We start from the raw sequence: 19572 nt of genomic DNA on the forward strand, positions 1-19572 counted from the left end.
AATCATTGACGGCGTGCGTCTGAGGGACCGGGTCATCGATGAGGCGCGTCAGCAGGTCGAGAGCCTGGAGGTCCCCTCTCTGGCGATCATCCTCTTCCGTGGGACGTCAGGTCGAATTGGATCTGAAGGTGCGGAGCTGGCGGCCGTGGATTCAGCCAACGAAAAGGCTAGAGCGTTCGCCTCCGCCGGATTCAGGGTCATCGGATATCGACCCCAAGCGAACGCTCGGCGAGCGTCGATCGAGCTACTCGAGAAGATCGCCGATGACCCCGGTATCGCCGGACTGGTGGTTCAGCGTCCTCACCCGGAATATGTCAAGGAGGTTGAAGGCCTTGCACAGAAGGATCTGGATGGGAACCTGCTCGAACCGGGAGACGGCTCCAGGGCTTCTCTTCCGGCTACGGTCGAAGCGTGTGTCAGGCTCTATGGGGCATTGGGGGCGAACGGTTCGGCAGCGGTCGTAGGGTCGAGAGGATATATAGGGTCCCGATTGGTGGAGGCGCTGCGCGCGGAAGGCGCCCATGTGGATGGCTTCGACGTCGGTGAACCCATACATATCGATGCTGGCGTGAGCGCAGTATTCAGTGCCGTCGGTGCACCTCGATCGATTATCGCATTCCCCTCCGGACGGGGTAGATTTCATCTGGGTGTCGACGTGGGAAACACTGTGAGCGGAGGCATCGTGCTTGGGGATTTCGCCCCGGCGATGGCCGACCTGTGCTCGCGCATCACACCGGTGCCTGGTGGGGTGGGTCCCCTGGAGATGGCGGTACTTGTCGAGCGCGCCATGCTTCGGTGTCGTGGTGCGGGGCATCGGTCGGTGGAGGTGGAGCGCTTGGCTTCCCTCTGGGCAGATATATAGAGGGGATGCAGGGTCATGGAGATGGTGAGCGACGCGTCTGCGGGGCAGCGCCCGTTGAGGCTGGGAAGGCTGGGTGACGCCGGGGCATTCCAACTCAGAGCAGTCGGGGCTCACATCTGCCATCCGGAGTTGGCTGCTGCTCTGTCCTCGCCAGCTCGGATCCGCGCTCGGTGCTCTCCGTCGTCGAGCTGTCCCGTGCGGCGCACCGGAGGATGCGGCAGAACCTGTGGTGGACGGCAGGGTGGAGTCTGGGGCCCGTCCGGCTCCCGGCCGGCGGCCCCTCACTCGGCAGCAGGGAGCTCGCCCTCGTTGGGGAATGCTGCGATCAGCGTGTTCACGGCCTCTGGGCGATCCTGATTCGCATGGTGGGCGGCGCCGGCCACCGTCTCGAGCTGCACCTGGGGGTCCCGTCGTGCTAGGTGTGCCATCGCGGTGCGGATGTTCCCTGTGGGGTCGCGCTCTCCGAGGAGCGCGAGGACCGGCACGGGCAGCCGAGCTCGGGGATCGGGGCGCAGGGCGTCTCGCCAGAAGCCCATGACCTCGGCGAAGCGCTCCCGCCCGATGGCGAGCAGACGATCGCGCGCATAGGCCTGTGTGGTGGGTTCGGTGCCGCATGCCCGGGCGGATGCTGAGACCGTCCACGACCATGGGGTGCGTCGGAGGATCGGCACCGTGCTCCGCAGCGCCAGGAGCTCGGTCCGTGTCACCGGTCCGTGGTTGTCGGTGCAGTCGATGAGAACAGCCCTGCGAATCTCCCGGGGGCTGTGAGCCAGCCAGGTCTGCGCGAGGTTTCCGCCCAGGGACTGGCCGATGAGGGTGACGTCCGCCCCGGCGAGCGGCGCGAGCATCGCCTCGAGGTCGGCCAGCAGGTCCGTGTAGCGGAAGGAGCCCTCGAGCGGGGAGCGGCCGTGGCCGCGCAGGTCGGGGCAGAGGATGCCGGTCGTCGTCGGGAGGGCGGAGATCTGAGCGTCGAACATGGTGCCGTCCATGCCGGCGCCGTGCAGCAGCACGACCCATCGACCGTCCTCGGACTCCCGCCGTCGAACGCGCATGACGGCGTCGGGACGGTCCATGTCGTGCCAGGTGAGGGTCTCGTGCGCGGGCAGCATCGGTTCTCCTCGAGGTCCGCAGGTCCTGCATCGGTCACTGCAGGGACTGCGATCCCCAGGGTGCCAGGTGCTGGGCTGCGAGAGGGTCCCATGCGGCTGCGGCCGTCCCTGCGCCCGCCGTCACGCCTCCAGGCGCATGGTGGTCAGGCAGGTGGCGGACTCGGCGTCCGTGGTGACCTCCGCGCGAGCGCTCTCGCCGTCGCGGGCGAGGGACACGGAGAGCTGCTCATCACGGGGAAGCCAGAGACCGAGGAAGCCGTTGGCCGCCGTGGTGCGCACCTCGTCGATCAGCACCTCGCCGTCGGCGGAGGTGACGAGGACCTGCAGGTCCTCGCTCTGAAGCTCGCCGACGCAGGTGGTGAGGCTGTGCAGGAAGCAGTCGTGGGTGTCCTCGACGTACGGGGCGATGGAGAGGCGGAAGCCGTCCTCCACGAGGGGCAGGACCGCCTCGCGACCGGCGGTGTCGGCGAGGACCAGCTCCTCCTGCTGCACCGAGGCGGTGAGATCGGCGGGGCGCTCATCGAGAGGCAGGGCCTCGAGCTCCTCGATGATCTCGCGCGCCGTCTGGTCGGTCCACCCGCGAGCGGCGAGCAGTCCGTCGTCGGACGTTCCGGAGCCCGAAGTCGCTCCGGAACCGGAGCCGGCGCCGGTGCCGGCCGGTGCTCCGTCGGAGGTGCATGAGGCGAGGGCGGCGGCGAGGCCGACGGCGGCCGGGGCGAGCAGGAGCGCGCGGCGCGGCAGTCCGGAGGAGGACCTCTGAGGGGTGGACGAGGAGGGCGGCACGGGATTCCCTTCGCTGGTGGTCACCGCCGATCCTCTACGGGGGAGAGGTATCGGGGCCAGGACTTTCGTCCGTTCGTGCCGCCAGGACCTGCCGCTGGTCACGAATTCGTCCCAGATGGTGAAGCAGGTTCTCGCGACCTGGACAGAACGGGCCGTGGGGCGAAAGATCGTCCTATGAGCGACAGCAGTGCGACCACTCAGGGCGAGCGGGCTCCCGCGCAGGGGAAGACGATCGGGGAGCCCCTGATCAGCGTGCGCGGGGTCAGCAAGCTCTTCGGTGACTTCCAGGCGCTCAAGGACGTCGACCTGGAGATCCGGCGCGGAGAGGTGGTGGCGCTGATCGGCGCCTCCGGATCGGGCAAGTCGACCCTGTGCCGCTGCATCAACCGCCTCGAGACGATCAGCGCCGGCGAGATCGAGATCGACGGGAAGCTGCTGCCCGAGGAGGGCAAGGAGCTCACGCGTCTGCGCTCGGACGTCGGCATGGTGTTCCAGAGCTTCAACCTGTTCCCGCACCTCAAGGCCATCGACAACGTGACGCTCGGGCCGCGCAAGGTGCGCGGCGTGCCGAAGGCGCAGGCCGAGCAGCGGGCGCGCGAGCTCCTCGAGCGGGTGGGCCTCGCCGACAAGGCCGAGAACCTCCCCGCCGCCCTGTCCGGCGGCCAGCAGCAGCGGGTGGCGATCGCCCGCGCGCTGGCGATGGACCCCAAGGCCCTCCTGTTCGACGAGCCCACCTCGGCCCTCGACCCCGAGGTCATCAACGAGGTGCTCGACGTGATGACCGAGCTGGCCGAGCGAGGCATGACGATGCTCGTGGTCACCCACGAGATGGGCTTCGCCCGCCATGTCTGCGACCGCGTGGTCTTCATGGATCACGGCGAGATCGTCGAGCAGGGAGAGCCGGAGGAGTTCTTCTCCTCCCCGAAGACCCAGCGCGCCAAGGACTTCCTGTCCAAGATCCTCCCCCACTGATCCCGGTGCCACCGGGCCCGGTGATCCGGCGCCTCCCCCGGCGGTCCGACCGCCCCATCCCGAAGGAGATCCCTCATGACCGACTCGAGCTTCCGTCCCGGCCGCCGCGCCGTGGTCGCCGCCGCTGCGGCGCTGCCGCTCGGCCTCGCCCTCGCCGCCTGCTCGTCCGACGACTCCGACGCCCCCTCGCTGGGCGGAGAGGACGACGAGACCAGCAGCGACTATGACGCCGCGATCGCGGGCGGCCCCGTGGCCGACGACGCCGACGTCTCCGCGAGCACCTGGGCGACCGCCATCAAGGAGGCCGACAAGCTGGTGCGCGGCGGCACCACCGCCAACCAGGTCTTCTCGCTGATCGACCCCTCGACCGACAAGGTCACCGGCTTCGACGCCGGCATCACCCAGCTGCTGGCCCGCTACATCCTGGGCGACGGCGGCGAGGAGAAGGTCGAGTACATCGACACCACCGTCGAGACCCGCGAGACGATGGTCCAGAACGACACCGTCGACTGCGTCATCGCGACCTACTCGATCACCGCGGAGCGCCTCGAGAAGATCGACTTCGCCGGCCCCTACTACCTCTCCGGCACCGCGATCCAGGTGCGCACCGAGGACAAGGACTCGATCACGGGCCCCGAGGATCTCACCGGGCTGAAGCTGGTCACGCAGTCCAACTCCACCGGCATCCAGGCCATCGAGGAGAACGTCCCCGACTACGACGCCTCGCTGGTCGAGACCCTCGCGGACAACGAGTCCTGCGTCGCAGCGCTCAAGCAGGGCCGCGTGGACGCGTACGTCCTGGACCAGGGGGTGCTGCTGGGCAACTCGAAAGCCGACCCAGAGGTGTCCGTCGTCGGCGAGCCCTTCACCGAGGATCCCTACGGCATCGGACTGAACAAGGACTCCGACGCCCTGGACTTCGTCAACGGCTTCCTCGAGGCCATCGAGTCCGACGGCACCTGGGAGAAGCTGTACACCGCCACCATCGGCCAGGTCATCGAGGGCGAGGTCCCGACCCCGCCGACCATCGGCGACCTGCCGGCCTGATCCCGGCCTGATCCCGGCCGGCCGACGGACCGCGCGGACTGCACGAGTCCCGTCGTCCGTCGTCCGTCGGCCGGGCTGTCCGTCAACCGGTCCGTCGGCCCGCTGTACGTCCCCCAACGGAAGGTCTCGCATGCAGATCCTCGTCGAGAACTGGCAGTTCCTGCTGCAGGGCATCGGCACCACGATCGCGCTGACCCTGCTCGGCTACGCCTTCGCGCTGATCGTCGGCACCGTCATGGCCGTGTGCCGCGTCAGTCCCGTCCCGCCGCTCCGCTGGGCCGCGACCGTGTACGTCGAGATCTTCCGCAACATCCCGCTGCTGAGCCTGCTGATCCTGATCGCCTTCGGCCTGCCGGACGCGGGCCTGCTGCTGCCGTACTTCTGGTGCGGCGTGCTCGCGCTGACCCTCTCGAGCGCCGCGTTCGTGTGCGAGAACATCCGCTCGGGCATCAACACGGTGCCCATCGGCCATGCCGAGGCGGCCCGCTCGATCGGCCTCGGCTTCTTCGGCGTGCTGCGCTTCGTGATCCTCCCGCAGGCGTTCCGCACGATGATCCAGCCGCTCGTGAACGTCTTCATCGGCACGCTGATCGGCTCGTCCCTGTGCGCGGCGATCTCCGTCGCCGAGACCACCTATGTCACCCAGCAGCTGAACATCCGGTCCGCCGAAGCGGTCCTGCTGTTCCTCGTCTCCGGCATCGTCTACCTGGTGCTCTCGCTCAGCGCGGCCTACGGCGGACGCGCCCTCGAGCGAGCCGTCGCCCCCTCCTCCGGTCGGCGTCTGCGTCCGACGGACAGCCTGAAGGGAGCGGCCCAGGCATGAGCGCCCGCAGCACCACCGCCACCCAGGTCCTCTTCGACGCGCCGGGGCCCAAGGGCCGCGCCCGGATCCTCGCCCTCTCGATCCTCTCCGTCATCGTCATCGCCCTGCTGATCGCGGGAGCCCTGTGGCAGTTCGGCCGCAACGGCCAGCTCGCCGCCGACAAGTGGCTCCCCTATCTCCGGCGCGACTACATCGCCTTCCTCGCGGAGGGGCTCAAGGGCACCCTGCAGGCCACCGCCGTCGCCGCCGTGGTCGCCTTCCCCTTCGGGCTGCTCCTGGCACTGGGGCGCCTCGCCCGCAACCCGGTGGTCAGCAGCGTCGCCGCCGCCTGGATCGAGTTCTTCCGCGGCATCCCGATGCTGCTGGTGGTCTACGCGTTCCTCCTCGCGCTGCCCGCGTTCGGCGTCACCTTCCCGCGCTTCTGGATGCTCGTGATCCCCATGATCCTGGTCAGCTCCGCGACCACCGCCGAGGTGTTCCGCGCGGGCATCAACGCCGTGGACAGGGGCCAGCACGAGGCCGCCGCCGCGATCGGCCTGGACCGCCGCCAGACCATGGCCAGCGTGATCCTCCCGCAGGCCGTGCGACTGGTCCTGCCCAGCCTGATCCTCGCGCTCGTGAGCCTGCTGAAGGACTCCACGCTCGGCTACGTCGTCAGCTTCAACGAGCTGCAGTTCCAGGGCAAGACGATGGTCTCGATCACCCGGTTCCTGGTGCAGACCTATCTGGTGGTCTCCGTCATCTACATCGTCATCAACTTCCTGCTCACGCGCGCCGCGAACCTCCTGGACGTGCGCATGCGCCGCCGGGCGGCCGCCGGGAGCGGCACGAAGGACTGATCCCGGGCCGACGGCCGCGTCCGCGGAGGCTCAGGGGAGGAGCACCATCTTCCCGAGCGCCTCCCCGGACTCCATGAGCGCATGCGCCCGGGCGGCCTGCTCGAGCGGGAAGGTGCGCCACAGGGGCAGAGCGGCCCGTCCCTGAGCCACATCATCGAGGTAGTCCTGGAGCACGCCGGCCGGGAGGTCGGAGGCCTCGCCCGCGTAGGCGGACAGGCGGACCCCGCGAGGGAGGAACCCGATGGGGTAGAAGTCCTTCACGATCCATTCGTCCGACAGCATCCCCGTGAAGCAGCAGATCCCTCGCTCGCGGACGCAGCCGAGCGTGTCCCGCAGCGTCGGCGCCCCGACCAGCTCGAGGGCGGCGTCGACCCCGTCCGGGAGCAGCCGACGCACCTGCGGGGCGATCCTGCCGTCATCGATGATCACCTCGTCCGCTCGGTCGTCCCCGACCGGCCGGTCGGCAGGTCGCTCATCGGTGCGATGATCGATGCAGTAGTGTCGGCCGAGCAGGACATCGAACATCTGTACGACGACCCGTGGGGGAGGCCCTGTGATCGGGTTCGAGAACGTCGGCAAGACCTATCCGGACGGCACCATCGCCGTCGAGGACGTGAGTCTGGAGATCGCCTCCCACGAGGCGGTCGTCCTGGTGGGCACCTCCGGCTCCGGCAAGACCACCCTCCTGCGCATGGTCAACCGCATGGTCGACCCCACGAGCGGGCGCGTGACCATCGACGGCGATGACGTCGCGGCGCTCGACCCCGTGCGTCTGCGCCGCTCGATCGGATACGTCATGCAGGCCTCCGGGCTCCTGCCGCACCGGACGGTCCTCGACAACGTCACCACGGTGCCGGTCCTGCGGGGAGCGTCCCGGCGCGGGGCCCGCTCCCGGGCGCTCGAGCTGCTCGAGGTGGTGGGGCTGGATCCCGCTCTCGCCCGGCGCTACCCGTCCCAGCTCTCCGGCGGCCAGCAGCAGAGGGTGGGCGTCGCCCGCGCGCTCGCCGCGGACCCCAACATCCTCCTGATGGACGAGCCCTTCGGGGCGGTCGACCCGATCGTCCGCGCCGACCTGCAGCAGGAGATGCTGCGCATCCAGAAGGAGCTGCACAAGACGATCGTCTTCGTCACCCATGACATCGACGAGGCGTTCCTGCTGGGCGACCGCGTGGTGCTGCTGCGCCCCGGCGGGGTCATCGCCCAGCAGGGCACGCCGCAGGAGATCCTCGCCGATCCGGCCGACGACTTCGTGCGCAGCTTCGTCGGCGCCGACCGCGGAACCCGCAGCCTCCACATCGAGCAGGTGGGGGACGCGCAGGTGGTGGTCGACGCCGACGGGCGGGCCGCAGGAGTCCTCTCCTCGGCCGCAGCTCCAGCACCTTCCCCGGCCCCCTCGTCGGAGCCCTCCGCGGAGAGCCGCCCATGACCTGGGTCCTCGGCAACCTCGACCTGCTGGGCTCGCGCCTGCTCGCCCATCTCGCGCAGGCGCTCCCGCCCATCGTGCTGGCCTTCGTGCTGGCCCTGCCGATCGCCAAGCTGATCGCCGTGCGGGGCTGGCTGCGCACCTCTCTCGCGGCGGGTGCGGGCCTTCTCTACGCGATCCCCTCGCTACCGCTGTTCATCCTGCTGCCCCTGATCCTCGGCACCTCGATCCGCAGCCCGCTGAACATCGTGGTGGCCCTGACGATCTACGGCCTGGCCCTCATGGTCCCCAGCGCCTCCGACGCGCTGCGGGCCGTCAGCGAGGACACCCTCCGCTCGGCGACCGCCCAGGGCTTCGCGCCGCTCCAGCGGTTCTGGCGGGTCGAGCTGCCGCTCGCTGGTCCGGCGCTCGTGGCCGGGCTGCGCGTGGTCGCGGTCTCCACGGTCTCCCTCGTCACCGTCGGCGGCGTGCTCGGGGTGCCGAGCCTGGGCATGCTGTTCATCGACGGCTTCCAGCGGAACATCATCGCCGAGATCCTCTGCGGCATCGTGCTGACCGCGGCGGTCGCCCTGCTGCTGGACCTGCTCATCGTCCTCGCCTCCCGCCTCGCCCTTCCCTGGGCGCATGCTCCGCGTGGAGGTGCGGCATGAACCAGCTGACGGCCGCTGTCGCCTGGCTCGCCGATCCCACCCGCTGGTCGGGGCCGGGGTCCATCCCCGTCCGCCTGCTCGAGCACCTCTGGTACACGCTGCTGGGCGTCGGCATCGCGGCGGTGATCGCCATCCCGATCGGCCTGCTGGTCGGGCACACCCGTCGCGGACGGGGTCCCGTGGTCGCGCTCAGCGGGGCCGCCCGCGCCCTGCCGACCCTCGGCCTGATCACCCTGTTCGGCCTGTGGCTGGGCATCGGCCTGACCGCCCCGATCCTCGCCTTCGTGATCCTCGCGATCCCCTCCCTGCTGGCCGGCGCCTACTCGGCCTGCGAGGCCGTGGACCCGCGCACCGTCGACGCGGCCCGCGCCCAGGGCATGACCGAGTGGCAGATCCTCTCCCGGGTCGAGATCCCGATCGGGCTGCCCCTGCTGATCGGCGGGGTGCGCCTCGCCGCCGTGCAGGTCGTCGCGACCGTGATGCTCGCCAGCTACATCGGCAACGGCGGTCTGGGCCGCTTCATCTTCCTGGGTCTGAACCTCTCCGACTATCCGCAGATGCTTGCCGGATCGCTCCTGGTGGTCGCCCTCGCCCTCGCGATCGACCTCCTCCTGCGCCTCGTGGAGCGGCTGACCGCCCCGCGCGGCGCGGCCCGGGGCTGATCCCCCGCCCTCACCGACCCCGCCAGCCCTGCCCCCGACCCCGCTGCCCCCGACCTCACCGACCCCGCTGATCCCGACCCCGTCGATCCGGACCCCCTCCAGGAGGACATCATGACCGCGCATCGTCCGCTCCCCACCCGCCGCTCCTTCGCGGCGCTCGCCGGAGGCGGCCTCGTCGCCGTCGGCGCCGCCGCCTGCTCGAACTCCGACCCGCTCGCCGAGGACACCGATACGGGCGACGGGGCGGACAGCGCCTCGGACAGCGGGGGCGCGAGCGGCGCGCTCGTCGTCGGCTCCCAGCAGTACTACTCCAACGAGATCATCGCGGAGCTGTACGCCCAGGTCCTCGAGGACTCCGGCGCGAGCGTCGAGCGTCAGTACCAGATCGGCCAGCGCGACGTGTACATGCCGGAGCTCGAGTCCGGGGCCATCGACCTGCTGCCCGAGTACCTCGGGAACCTGCTGCAGCACCTCGACGAGGGCGCCGCGGCGGGCACGGCCGACGACCTCGCGGACGCCCTGGGCGCCGCTCTCCCGGACGGGCTGCGGGTCCTGCCCTACGCCGAGGCCACCGACCAGGACTCCTACACAACCACCGGCGAGTTCGCCTCCCAGAACTCGCTGACCTCGATCGGGGACCTCGCCGACATCGACGGCCTGACGATCGCCGCGAACCCCGAGTTCGAGGAGCGTCCCTACGGCCCGAAGGGGGCGCAGAGCATCTACGGCGTGGAGCTCGAGGTCGTGCCGGTCTCCGACTCCGGCGGCCCGCTCACGCTGCAGGCGCTGCTCGACGGCACCACACAGCTCGCCGACATCTACACCGCCGACCCGTCCATCGCCGCGAACGACCTCGTCACCCTCGAGGACCCCGAGTCGATGATCCTGCCGCAGAACGTCGCGCCCCTGGTCTCCGAGCGGATCGACGACGACGCCGCCGCGGTGCTCCAGAAGGTCACGGACGCTCTGACCACCGAGGAGCTCATCGCGCTGAACACCCGCAGCGTCGACGAGCAGCTGGACTCCGCGACCATCGCGACGGACTGGCTGACCGAGAAGGGGCTGCTGGGCTGATGGGCGCGCGAGACATCGAGGACGAGCCCGTCGGCCGGAACGCCGGGGAGCCCGTCGGCCGGATCGCCGTGACCGGTGCGAGCGGCCACCTCGGCGGGCGGGTCGCCGCGCTGCTCGCGGACGCGGGGCTCTCGGACCGTCTGCGTCTCATCGTGCGCGATGCCTCGCGCGCACCGCGCCTCGCGGGCGCGGACGTCGCCGTGGCGACCTACGGCGACGCCGACGCCTGCTCCGCCGCTCTATCCGGCGTGCAGACCCTGCTGCTGGTCTCGGCGGGGGAGAGCGCCGACCGGGTGGATCAGCATCGCACCGTCGTGGCAGCCGCCGCCGACGCCGGAGTGGGTCACCTGGTCTACACCTCCTTCACGGGAGCCGCGGCCGACGCCGAGTTCACCCTCGCCCGCGACCACGGCGCCACCGAGGACGCGATCCGCGCCGCCGCGACGGCGACCGGGATGCGCTGGACCATGCTGCGCGACGACTTCTACCTCGACGTCCTCCAGCCCTGGGCGGGGGAGGACCGCACCCTCCGCGGCCCCGCCGGCGACGGCCGCTGCGCCTTCGTCGCCAGGGAGGACGTCGCCCAGGTCGCCGCACGCATCCTCACGGACCCCGCCCCCTGGGCGGACAGGATCCTCGATCTGACCGGACCCGAGGCGCTCACCCTCTCCGAGGTCGCCGGCCGGCTCACCGCCGCCACCGGGCTCGAGCACCGGTACGTCGACGAGACGATGGAGCAGGCCCGTGCCTCGCGCGCCCCCTACGGCGCCCCGGACTGGCAGGTCGACGCCTGGATCAGCACCTACACCGCGATCGCCTCGGGCGCGCTCGCGGAGGTGAGCCCGCATGTGCGGGAGGTGCTGGGCCGCGATCCGCTGCGCCTCGAGGACGTCGTCACCACGCGCTGATCGCATCGCCTGACAGGGCTGTCTGCCGCCGTCGGACCCGGCCCCGGTCCGACTACCCTCGAGGGATGGGCAGGGTCACCGACAATCGCAGGATCCGCACCGTCCGCGTGCGGGAGGGGCGGCTCTACTCCGGCCGCAAGGGCGACCACGTCGCCGTCGAGGAACCGCTGGACATCCGGCTGAACGGCCGACAGCTGTCCCTGACCATGCGCACCCCCGGCCATGACGTGGAGCTGATCCACGGGTTCCTCCACGGCGAGGGGCTGATCGTCTCCCGGGACGACATCGCGGAGGCGCGCTACTGCGACGGCGCTGTCGTCGACGACGGCACCGGCTTCGAGCGCAACACCTACAACGTCATGGACTTCACGACCACGCGGCCGCAGCTGCTGCCGCTCCCCTCGCGGCAGTTCACGACCACCTCGGCCTGCGGGGTGTGCGGCGCGGAGAGCATCGACGCGGTGCGTCGCAGGAGCCGCTTCGAGCTGACGACGGACTGGACCGTGAGCCCGGGCGCGATCCTCTCCGCGGCCCGGAGCCTCGCCGAGCGGCAGCCGGTATTCGCCCGCACCGGCGGCGTCCATGCCGCCGCCCTGGTCTCCGCGGCCGACAGGGAGATCCTCGCGGTGCGCGAGGACGTCGGCCGGCACAACGCGGTCGACAAGGTCATCGGATGGGCGCTGCTCGAGGACCGGCTGCCGCTGTCCGGCTGCTTCCTGCTGGTCTCCTCGCGGGCCAGCTTCGAGATCGTCCAGAAGGCCTTCATGGCCGGCATCCCGATGCTGGCCTGCGTCTCCGCCGCGAGCTCCCTCGCCGTGGACACGGCCGAGGCGGTCGGCATGACGCTGCTCGGCTTCACCCGGGCGGCATCGACCGACGGCGGGGCCGGCGCGGCCGGCGGGGCCGACGGCGCCGGCGGGGCCGACGGCGGGGCCGCCCAGGGCGCCGACGGTCGGATGAACGTCTACACCGGCATCGAGCGCCTCGACCTCACGGGGCTCGAAGGGTAGCGCCGGCCAGCGCGGCGTCAGTGCAGGGCGAGGAGGCTCGCCGCGGTGACGTCGTCGATGATGAGGTCGGTGGCGAGACCGGCCAGCAGCGCGGCCCGCAGGGGCAGCGCCTTGCGTCGGCCGACGGCGACCAGGAGGCGGCGGGGGATCCGTCGCAGCTGATTGTGGTCGGGGCCCGAGCATCGGGCGTTCAGTCCGATGCCGTGGGAGGTGCCGTCGGCCCGCAGGAAGACCGTGCACACGTCGCCCACTGCGCCGTCGGCCTGCAGCGAGGCGCGATCCTCGGAGGTGAGGTAGTTGCTGGCGTAGACGTGGCTGGGGACGTCGGCGTCGAAGGCGCCGACGCTGAACACCGCGAGCGTGCACTGCCGCTGGGCCTCGAGCACCCGCTGCACCGACCGCTCGCGCCACATCGCCTCCCGGGTGGCCGCGTAGTCGAAGAACGCAGGCACCGGGAAGTGCTGGACGGCCGCGTCCCAGCGCTGGGCGGCGCGCGCCAGCATCGTGTCGACATAGGTCAGCCCCGACCCGCCGGTGTCGATCGCACCGTTGAGCTGCAGCACCCGAAGGCCGGGCGTGGGGCGTGACTGCAGGTGCGAGACGAGAGCGGACAGCGTCGTGCCCCAGGCGAGGCCGACGATCATGTCGGGCTCGAGCATGTCCTCCAGGGCGCGGGCGGCGGTCGCGGTGGTCGTCTCCAGGCGCTGGATCTGGCTCGCGTCGGGCTCGGTGGCGACGACGCGGGCGGTCACGCCGAAGCGCTCGGCGAGCCGTCGGCGCTGCTCCTCGATGCGGTAGGCGCCCGGCGGATGCAGGGAGATCTCCACCAGGCCCTGCGAGCGCGCATCGCGCAGCAGACGGGAGACCGTCGACCGCGAGACGCGGAGCGCACCGGCGATGGACTCCATCGTCGATCCCTCGTCGTAGTACATCCGTGCAGCCTCGTACGCCTGGTCGAGGCGCGGGGAGGAGCTCATGGGGCCCATTGTGCACGTTCGTGCAGCCGGCTTGCCAGTGGCTGCACGTCGATTCGACGATAGGGACCTAGGCCCCTTGCGGGCCTTCCAGAACAGCGAAGGAGCTTTCAGTGTCCTCAGTGCAGCGGTCCGCCCTCACCCCGTCCGGTCGTGCCGATCATCTCGCCCGACTGCGGGAGGCGACAGCAGAGAGGCCCTTGGACGTCCTCGTCGTCGGCGGCGGCGTGAACGGTGCGGGTGCGGCGTTCGACGCGGCCTCCCGCGGACTCAGCGTCGGACTGGTCGAGTCGCACGACTGGGCCTCCGGCACCTCCTCCCGCTCCTCGAAGCTCATGCACGGCGGTCTGCGCTACCTGCAGATGCTCGACTTCAAGCTCGTCGCCGAGGCCCTGCGCGAGCGCGATCTGCTGCTCGAGCACACCGCCCCGCACCTGGTGAAGCCCATCAAGTTCGTGTTCCCCTTCTTCAAGAAGGTCGTCGACCGCGCCTTCATCGGCTCCGGCGTCATGCTCTACGACGCGATGCAGTCCGTCGGCCGCAAGCGCGCCGTGCCCTTCCACCGGCATCTGCTGCACGAGAAGATGCTCGAGGAGTTCCCGGGCCTCGACGGCGAGAAGGCCGTCGGCGCCCTCGAGTACTACGACGCGCAGATGGACGATGCGCGCTTCGTCATGATGCTCACCCGCTCCGCCGCCCAGCACGACGCCGCGGTCGCCAACTACACGAGCGTCGTCGGCTACCTCCATGAGGGCGCGCGCGTGGTCGGCGCCCGCGTGCGCGACGAGGAGACCGGCGAGGAGTTCGACGTCCACGCCCGTGCGACGATCCTCGCCGGCGGCGTCTGGACCCAGGAGCAGCAGGAGCTCGCCGGAGCCGACTCCGGTCTCGAGGTGCTCGCCTCCAAGGGCATCCACATCTCTGTCGCCCGTGACCGCATCCGCGCCGTCCCCGACACCGGCATCATCACCCAGACCGAGAAGTCCGTCCTGTTCATCATCCCGTGGGACGAGTACTGGGTCATCGGCACCACCGACACCCCGTGGACCGAGGACCCCCGTGCCGTCGGCGCGACCGGCGAGGACATCGACTACGTCCTCGAGCACGCCAACGCGGTCCTCAAGGACGACCTGACCCGCGAGGACGTCATCGGCGTCTACTCGGGGCTGCGCCCGCTGCTGCAGCCCGTGAAGAAGGGCGGGGACTCCTCGAAGTCCACCAAGGTCTCCCGCGAGCACACCGTGATGGAGGTCGAGCCGGGGCTCAGCGCCATCGCCGGCGGCAAGTTCACCACCTACCGCGTGATGGCCGAGGACGTCGTCGACTTCGCGATCAAGGACATCGAGCCCGGTCGTCCCAGCCTCACCCGCAGCGTCCCGGTGATCGGCGCCCAGGGGTACGAGACGCTCAAGCGCGATGCGGCGGGGATCGGCCGACGGTACGGCTTCGACCAGATGCGCACCGATCGCCTGCTCTTCCGCTACGGCTCCCTGCTGACCGACGTGCTCGCGCTGATCGACGAGGACCCCGAGCTCGGGCGCCCCCTCGAGCACGCGGCGCGCTACCTGCGCGCCGAGGTCGTCTACGCCGTCCGCGCCGAGGGCGCCCGCCACCTGGCCGACGTGCTCGAGCGCCGCACCCGTCTGGACTACGAGACCCGCGACCGCGGCGTCGACGCCGCCGAGGAGGTCGCCCGGCTGATGGCCCCCGAGCTCGGCTGGGACGAGACCGTCGCGCAGGCCGAGGTCGATGCCTACCGCGCATACATCGCCGCCCGCCTCGAGGGCGAGGCGACGGCCACCGATGCCGAGGCGGCCCGCCTCGTCGGCGCCTCCCAGGAGGTGCCCGACCGCGGCTGAGAACCAGAGAGCCTGAGCACCCGGAGCGGGGGCGCCGACCGGCCCCCGCCCCTCGGGGGCGACCGAGCCCCGATACCCGATCCCCGGCCCGCGCCGACGCGCAGGCCCCGAACCCCCATCGGGCCGTGCGCACGCGCCGGCCCTGCCCGATCCCCGCACCGCAGCGGGGACCGCCTCCGGCCGCGGACGCCGCGCCGGACCTGACGAGGAGGTCACATGGCAACCATCTTCCTGTACGAGATCGCCGGCACGGCGATGCTGACCCTGCTGGGCGGTGGCGTCGTCGCCAACGTCGTGCTGGGCAGGACCAAGGGCAACAGCGGCGGCTGGCTGCTCATCAACTTCGGATGGGGGCTCGCCGTGTTCTGCGGCGTCTTCGTCGCCTACAAGACCGGCGCCCACCTGAACCCCGCGGTGACCATCGGCCTGCTCTCCAGCGGCGCCGCCGAGTACGCCCCTGACATCCCGGTGACCGCAGCGAACACCTTCGCCTACTTCTCCGCCGAGCTGATCGGCGCCTTCCTCGGCGCGATCGTCTGCTGGCTCGCCTACAAGAACCACTACGACGCCGAGGAGGACTCGGCATCGATCCTGGGCACGTTCTCCACCGGTCCCGAGATCCGCTCCTACGGCTGGAACCTGGTCACCGAGATCATCGCGACCTTCGTGCTCGTGTTCGTCATCCTGCTGTTCGGCAACACCCCGCACGAGATGGGCCCGCTGGCCGTGGCCCTGCTGGTGGTCGCGATCGGCGCCTCCCTCGGCGGGCCCACCGGCTACGCCATCAACCCCGCCCGAGACCTCGGGCCCCGCATCGCGCATGCCCTGCTGCCGATCAGGAACAAGGGCGGCTCGGACTGGTCCTACGCCTGGGTCCCCGTCGTCGGCCCCCTCATCGGCGGCGTCATCGCCGGCCTGCTGAGCACGGCCTTCTGAGTCCAGCCCGCTGAGCCCGGCCTGCTGCGCCCGGCCTGCTGAGCCCGGCCTGCTGAGCACCGCCCTCAGAGCATCGCACTACCCTCGAACGACCCCGACGAAGGAGTCACCATGAACGACACCCCGAAGTACATCCTCGCCATCGACCAGGGCACCACCTCCACCCGTGCCATCGTCTTCGACCACGGCGGGCAGATCGTCTCCACCGGGCAGAAGGAGCACGAGCAGATCTTCCCCCGCGCCGGCTGGGTCGAGCATGACGCGCTCGAGATCTGGCGCAACACCCGCGCCGTGGTCGCCGACGCCCTGCAGCAGGCCGAGATCAACCGGCACCAGCTCGCCGCCGTCGGCATCACCAACCAGCGCGAGACCGCCGTCGTCTGGGACCGCACCACCGGTGAGCCCGTCTACAACGCGATCGTCTGGCAGGACACCCGCACCCAGCGCATCTGCGACGAGCTCGCCGGCGACGAGGGGGCCGACAAGTACAAGGAGCGCGTGGGCCTGCCGCTCGCGACCTACTTCTCCGGCCCCAAGGTCAAGTGGATCCTCGACAACGTCGAGGGCGCCCGAGAGAAGGCCGAGAAGGGCGACCTCCTCTTCGGCAACACCGACGCCTGGCTCGTGTGGAACATGACCGGCGGCGTCGACGGCGGCGTCCACGTCACCGACGTCACCAACGCGTCCCGCACGATGCTGATGAACATCGACACCCTCGACTGGAACGCGGACATCGCCGCGGACATGGGCATCCCGCTGTCCATGCTCCCCGAGATCAAGTCCTCCTCCGAGATCTACGGGTACGGCCGCAAGCAGGGCCTGCTGATCGACACCCCCATCGCCGGCATCCTCGGCGACCAGCAGGCCGCGACCTTCGGGCAGGCCTGCTTCGAGATCGGTCAGGCCAAGAACACCTACGGCACCGGCAACTTCATGCTCATCAACACCGGTGAGGAGCTGGTGCGCAGCGAGAACGGGCTGCTCACCACCGTCGCCTACAAGATCGGCGACGCCAAGCCGATCTACGCCCTCGAAGGTTCGGTCGCCGTCACCGGCTCGCTCGTCCAGTGGGTCCGCGACAACCTCGGCCTGATCAAGGACGCCCCCGAGATCGAGGACCTCGCCAAGCAGGTCGACGACAACGGCGGCTGCTATGTCGTCCCTGCCTTCTCGGGCCTGTTCGCCCCCTACTGGAAGGCCGACGCCCGCGGCGTCATCGTGGGCCTCACCCGCTACATCAACAAGAACCACATCGCCCGCGCGACGCTCGAGGCCACCGCCTACCAGTCCGCCGAGCTGCTCGAAGCCATGAACCTCGACTCGGGCGTCGACCTCACCGAGCTCAAGGTCGACGGCGGCATGGTCAGGAACGAGACCCTCATGCAGTTCCAGGCCGACATCCTCGGCGTCCCCGTGGTGCGGCCGAAGGTCATCGAGACCACCGCCCTCGGCGCCGCCTACGCCGCCGGCATCGCGGTCGGCTACTGGTCCGGTGAGCAGGACGTCATCGACAACTGGGCCGAGGACAAGCGCTGGGAGCCCGCCATGGACACCGAGACCCGCGAGCGCAGCCTGCGCCTGTGGAAGAAGGCCGTCGAGCGCACCTTCGACTGGGTCGACGAGGACACCGAGGCCCACGAGGGCTGAACGGGGCCCGGCCTGCTGGGCGGGCTGCTGAAGAGGGGACCAGGAGCACGACCTCGACGCCTGTGAGGGGTCGAGGTCATGCTCCTGGTCCCTTCCTCTGCGGCCGCCTGCCGCCTGCCTTCTGCCGCCTGCCTTCTGCCGCCTGCCGCCTGCCTTCTGCGCGAGCCGGCGCCGGGGGCGTAGGGTCGGTAGGGTCCCGTCCCCGTCGAACGACCCCCGTCCTCGCCGCACCACCTCTCAGTCCCCCTCCACCCAGTCCCCCTCCACCCAGTCCCCCCTGACCGCCATCCGCGCAACCGAGCGCGGAGTCTGAGCCCGTCCTGACGGCGCACCCCGGCCGACCTGACGAGCCTGAGATCGGAGACTCGTCATGGACCTCGACCTCCTCTTCAAGATGATCGCGCTGGCGATCTACTTCCTCGCGATGCTCGGCATCGGCCTGCACGCGTACCGCAAGACCGTCGGCGGCGACGAGTACATGCTCGGCGGGCGTCAGCTGCATCCCTTCACCGCGGCGCTGTCCGCGGGAGCCTCCGACATGTCCGGCTGGCTGCTGATGGGCCTGCCTGGCGCACTGTTCGTCAGCGGCCTGGTGGAGGCCTGGATGGCCGTCGGCCTGACCATCGGGGCCGCTCTGAACTGGGCATTCGTCGCCCCGAGGCTGCGCCAGTACACGCAGATCGCAGGGGATTCGATCACGGTGCCGAGCTTCTTCGGGAACCGGCTGCACGACCGCACGCACCTGCTGAGGATCGTCGCGGGCCTGGTGATCCTGGTGTTCTTCGCGTTCTACGTGTCCTCCGGCATGGTTGCCGGGGGAGTGTTCTTCCAGTCGATGTTCGGCGGACCGTATCTGGTGGGCATGCTGGTGGTCGCGAGCGTGACCGTGCTGTACAGCCTGTTCGGCGGCTTCCTCGGGGCGAGCTACACCGACGTGGTCCAGGGCCTGATCATGCTGGTGTCGCTGCTGGCGGTGCCGATCGTGGCGATGGTCGTCGTCGGCGGACCGGGGGAGATGTGGGCATCGATCCAGCAGGTCGACGAGAACTTCACCTCCATGTCCCGCGGTGCCACCGCGGTCGGCGTGATCTCCTCGCTCGCCTGGGGGCTGGGCTACTTCGGCCAGCCGCACATCATCGTCCGGTTCATGGCGCTGCGCTCGAGCCGGGACGCGAGGTACGGGCTGGTCGTCGGCATCAGCTGGATGGTGCTGTGCGTGTGCGGCGCGATCTTCACCGCGATGGCGGGCCTGGCCTACTTCCAGCAGAACGGCGACGCGCTGCTGACCGACAAGACCAACGGCGAGTCCGTGTTCCTCGACCTGGCGCAGATCCTGTTCCATCCGATGCTGGCGGGCCTGCTGCTGGCGGCGGTCCTCGCAGCGATCATGTCCACCCTGTCCTCGCAGCTGATCGTGTGCTCGTCGGCGCTGGTCGAGGACCTGCTGGGCGGCTTCGGCCTGAAGCTGGGCGCCACGGCGAAGCTGTGGGCCGGACGCGGCGGGGTGCTCGCCGTCTCGATCTTCGCGATGGTGCTCGCGCTGGACCCGGACAACTCGATCCTGAACCTGGTGGCCTTCGCCTGGGCGGGCTTCGGCGCGGCCTTCGGGCCGATCGTGCTGCTGAGCCTGTTCTGGCGCCGTCTGACGATGCCGGGTGCGCTCGTCGGGATGATCTCCGGCGCCGGCGTCGCCTTCTGGTGGGGTCAGGCGGAGCCCGATGTCGCCTGGGGTCTGTTCACCACGGCCGACGGCACCGCCCAGCACCTCTACGAGATCGTGCCCGGCTTCGCGGTCGCGCTGATCCTCGCGATCGTGGTCTCGCTGATCACACCGCGCCCGCCGGCGATCGCCATGCAGGAGTACGACGACATGGTCGCCTCGCTGCGCACGGGCGAGATCCCCGACCGCGGCGAGGGCGGCGGGGGCCGACGGGACGAGGAGCCCGCCCCGGCCGCCGGCTGAACGCCGGCCAGCGGTGGAGGCACGAGCTCCG

General features: G+C 70.5%; 19 protein-coding genes. 15 read left to right on the forward strand and 4 right to left on the reverse strand.

All coding sequences use genetic code 11. The annotated features are described in order from the left end of the window. Positions 1 to 13 precede the first annotated feature (13 nt). The gene (locus tag ACZ5AJ_RS15145; protein WP_464135874.1) at positions 14 to 862 is read left to right on the forward strand and encodes a hypothetical protein; all 849 of its coding nucleotides are present in this window, start codon (positions 14 to 16) and stop codon (positions 860 to 862) included. A 281-nt stretch (positions 863 to 1143) separates the two neighbouring features. Here ACZ5AJ_RS15145 and ACZ5AJ_RS15150 read toward each other — a convergent pair whose 3' ends face one another. After that, positions 1144 to 1971, reverse strand: coding sequence for an alpha/beta fold hydrolase (locus tag ACZ5AJ_RS15150; RefSeq protein ID WP_464135875.1), 828 nt, complete (start codon positions 1969 to 1971; stop codon positions 1144 to 1146). Positions 1972 to 2091: 120 nt separating this feature from the next. Continuing rightward, a complete protein-coding gene (locus ACZ5AJ_RS15155; protein ID WP_464135877.1) occupies positions 2092 to 2778 on the reverse strand; it encodes a CueP family metal-binding protein in 687 nt (228 codons plus the stop codon). Positions 2779 to 2928: 150 nt separating this feature from the next. Here ACZ5AJ_RS15155 and ACZ5AJ_RS15160 point away from each other — a divergent pair, with 150 nt between their 5' ends. The 4 genes from ACZ5AJ_RS15160 (at position 2929) to ACZ5AJ_RS15175 (ending at position 6435) form a co-directional block, all read left to right on the forward strand. Then, a complete protein-coding gene (locus ACZ5AJ_RS15160) occupies positions 2929 to 3726 on the forward strand; it encodes an amino acid ABC transporter ATP-binding protein (RefSeq protein WP_464135878.1) in 798 nt (265 codons plus the stop codon). Positions 3727 to 3801: 75 nt separating this feature from the next. Next, positions 3802 to 4773: a glutamate ABC transporter substrate-binding protein gene (locus tag ACZ5AJ_RS15165; RefSeq protein WP_464135879.1), complete on the forward strand. Its 972-nt coding sequence runs from the start codon at positions 3802 to 3804 to the stop codon at positions 4771 to 4773. A 130-nt stretch (positions 4774 to 4903) separates the two neighbouring features. Beyond that, a complete protein-coding gene (locus ACZ5AJ_RS15170) occupies positions 4904 to 5596 on the forward strand; it encodes an amino acid ABC transporter permease (RefSeq protein WP_464135880.1) in 693 nt (230 codons plus the stop codon). Continuing rightward, positions 5593 to 6435, forward strand: a complete 843-nt coding sequence (locus ACZ5AJ_RS15175) for an amino acid ABC transporter permease (RefSeq protein WP_464135881.1) — start codon at positions 5593 to 5595, stop codon at positions 6433 to 6435. The genes ACZ5AJ_RS15170 and ACZ5AJ_RS15175 overlap by 4 nt, the downstream gene beginning before the upstream one ends. Before the next feature lie 30 nt (positions 6436 to 6465). On the opposite strand, the gene ACZ5AJ_RS15180 is transcribed toward ACZ5AJ_RS15175, so the two are convergent. Further along, positions 6466 to 6960 carry a zinc-binding dehydrogenase gene (locus tag ACZ5AJ_RS15180; RefSeq protein WP_464135882.1) on the reverse strand — a complete coding sequence of 165 codons (495 nt, stop codon included), beginning with the start codon at positions 6958 to 6960 and terminating at the stop codon, positions 6466 to 6468. Between the two features lie 28 nt (positions 6961 to 6988). Here ACZ5AJ_RS15180 and ACZ5AJ_RS15185 point away from each other — a divergent pair, with 28 nt between their 5' ends. The 6 genes from ACZ5AJ_RS15185 to fdhD all read left to right on the forward strand — a co-directional run bounded on the left by ACZ5AJ_RS15185 (position 6989) and on the right by fdhD (position 12162). Further along, a complete protein-coding gene (locus tag ACZ5AJ_RS15185) occupies positions 6989 to 7861 on the forward strand; it encodes an ABC transporter ATP-binding protein (RefSeq protein ID WP_464135883.1) in 873 nt (290 codons plus the stop codon). Continuing rightward, complete coding sequence (locus ACZ5AJ_RS15190) at positions 7858 to 8508, forward strand: ABC transporter permease (RefSeq protein ID WP_464135884.1); 651 nt, start codon at positions 7858 to 7860, stop codon at positions 8506 to 8508. The genes ACZ5AJ_RS15185 and ACZ5AJ_RS15190 overlap by 4 nt, the downstream gene beginning before the upstream one ends. Next, positions 8505 to 9170, forward strand: a complete 666-nt coding sequence (locus ACZ5AJ_RS15195) for an ABC transporter permease (protein ID WP_464135885.1) — start codon at positions 8505 to 8507, stop codon at positions 9168 to 9170. Before ACZ5AJ_RS15190 ends, ACZ5AJ_RS15195 begins: the two co-directional genes overlap by 4 nt. 111 nt (positions 9171 to 9281) lie before the next feature. Further along, positions 9282 to 10244 carry an ABC transporter substrate-binding protein gene (locus tag ACZ5AJ_RS15200; RefSeq protein ID WP_464135886.1) on the forward strand — a complete coding sequence of 321 codons (963 nt, stop codon included), beginning with the start codon at positions 9282 to 9284 and terminating at the stop codon, positions 10242 to 10244. Next, complete coding sequence (locus ACZ5AJ_RS15205) at positions 10244 to 11152, forward strand: NmrA family NAD(P)-binding protein (RefSeq protein ID WP_464135887.1); 909 nt, start codon at positions 10244 to 10246, stop codon at positions 11150 to 11152. The genes ACZ5AJ_RS15200 and ACZ5AJ_RS15205 overlap by 1 nt, the downstream gene beginning before the upstream one ends. 65 nt (positions 11153 to 11217) lie before the next feature. Beyond that, positions 11218 to 12162, forward strand: a complete 945-nt coding sequence (gene fdhD, locus ACZ5AJ_RS15210) for a formate dehydrogenase accessory sulfurtransferase FdhD (RefSeq protein WP_464135888.1) — start codon at positions 11218 to 11220, stop codon at positions 12160 to 12162. A 17-nt stretch (positions 12163 to 12179) separates the two neighbouring features. On the opposite strand, the gene ACZ5AJ_RS15215 is transcribed toward fdhD, so the two are convergent. Further along, on the reverse strand, positions 12180 to 13139 hold the full coding sequence (locus ACZ5AJ_RS15215) for a sugar-binding transcriptional regulator (protein ID WP_464135889.1): 960 nt from the start codon (positions 13137 to 13139) through the stop codon (positions 12180 to 12182). Between the two features lie 110 nt (positions 13140 to 13249). On the opposite strand from ACZ5AJ_RS15215, the gene ACZ5AJ_RS15220 reads away from it, so the two are divergent. The 4 genes from ACZ5AJ_RS15220 to putP all read left to right on the forward strand — a co-directional run bounded on the left by ACZ5AJ_RS15220 (position 13250) and on the right by putP (position 19541). Beyond that, complete coding sequence (locus ACZ5AJ_RS15220) at positions 13250 to 14995, forward strand: glycerol-3-phosphate dehydrogenase/oxidase (RefSeq protein ID WP_464135890.1); 1746 nt, start codon at positions 13250 to 13252, stop codon at positions 14993 to 14995. A 216-nt stretch (positions 14996 to 15211) separates the two neighbouring features. Beyond that, entirely contained in the window at positions 15212 to 15931 is a 720-nt protein-coding gene (locus tag ACZ5AJ_RS15225; protein ID WP_464135891.1) for an MIP/aquaporin family protein, read from the forward strand. Between the two features lie 111 nt (positions 15932 to 16042). Further along, entirely contained in the window at positions 16043 to 17578 is a 1536-nt protein-coding gene (gene glpK, locus ACZ5AJ_RS15230) for a glycerol kinase GlpK (RefSeq protein ID WP_464135892.1), read from the forward strand. A 370-nt stretch (positions 17579 to 17948) separates the two neighbouring features. Beyond that, a complete protein-coding gene (gene putP, locus ACZ5AJ_RS15235; protein WP_464135893.1) occupies positions 17949 to 19541 on the forward strand; it encodes a sodium/proline symporter PutP in 1593 nt (530 codons plus the stop codon). Positions 19542 to 19572 lie beyond the last annotated feature (31 nt).

Source organism: Brachybacterium zhongshanense, from assembly GCF_055385755.1.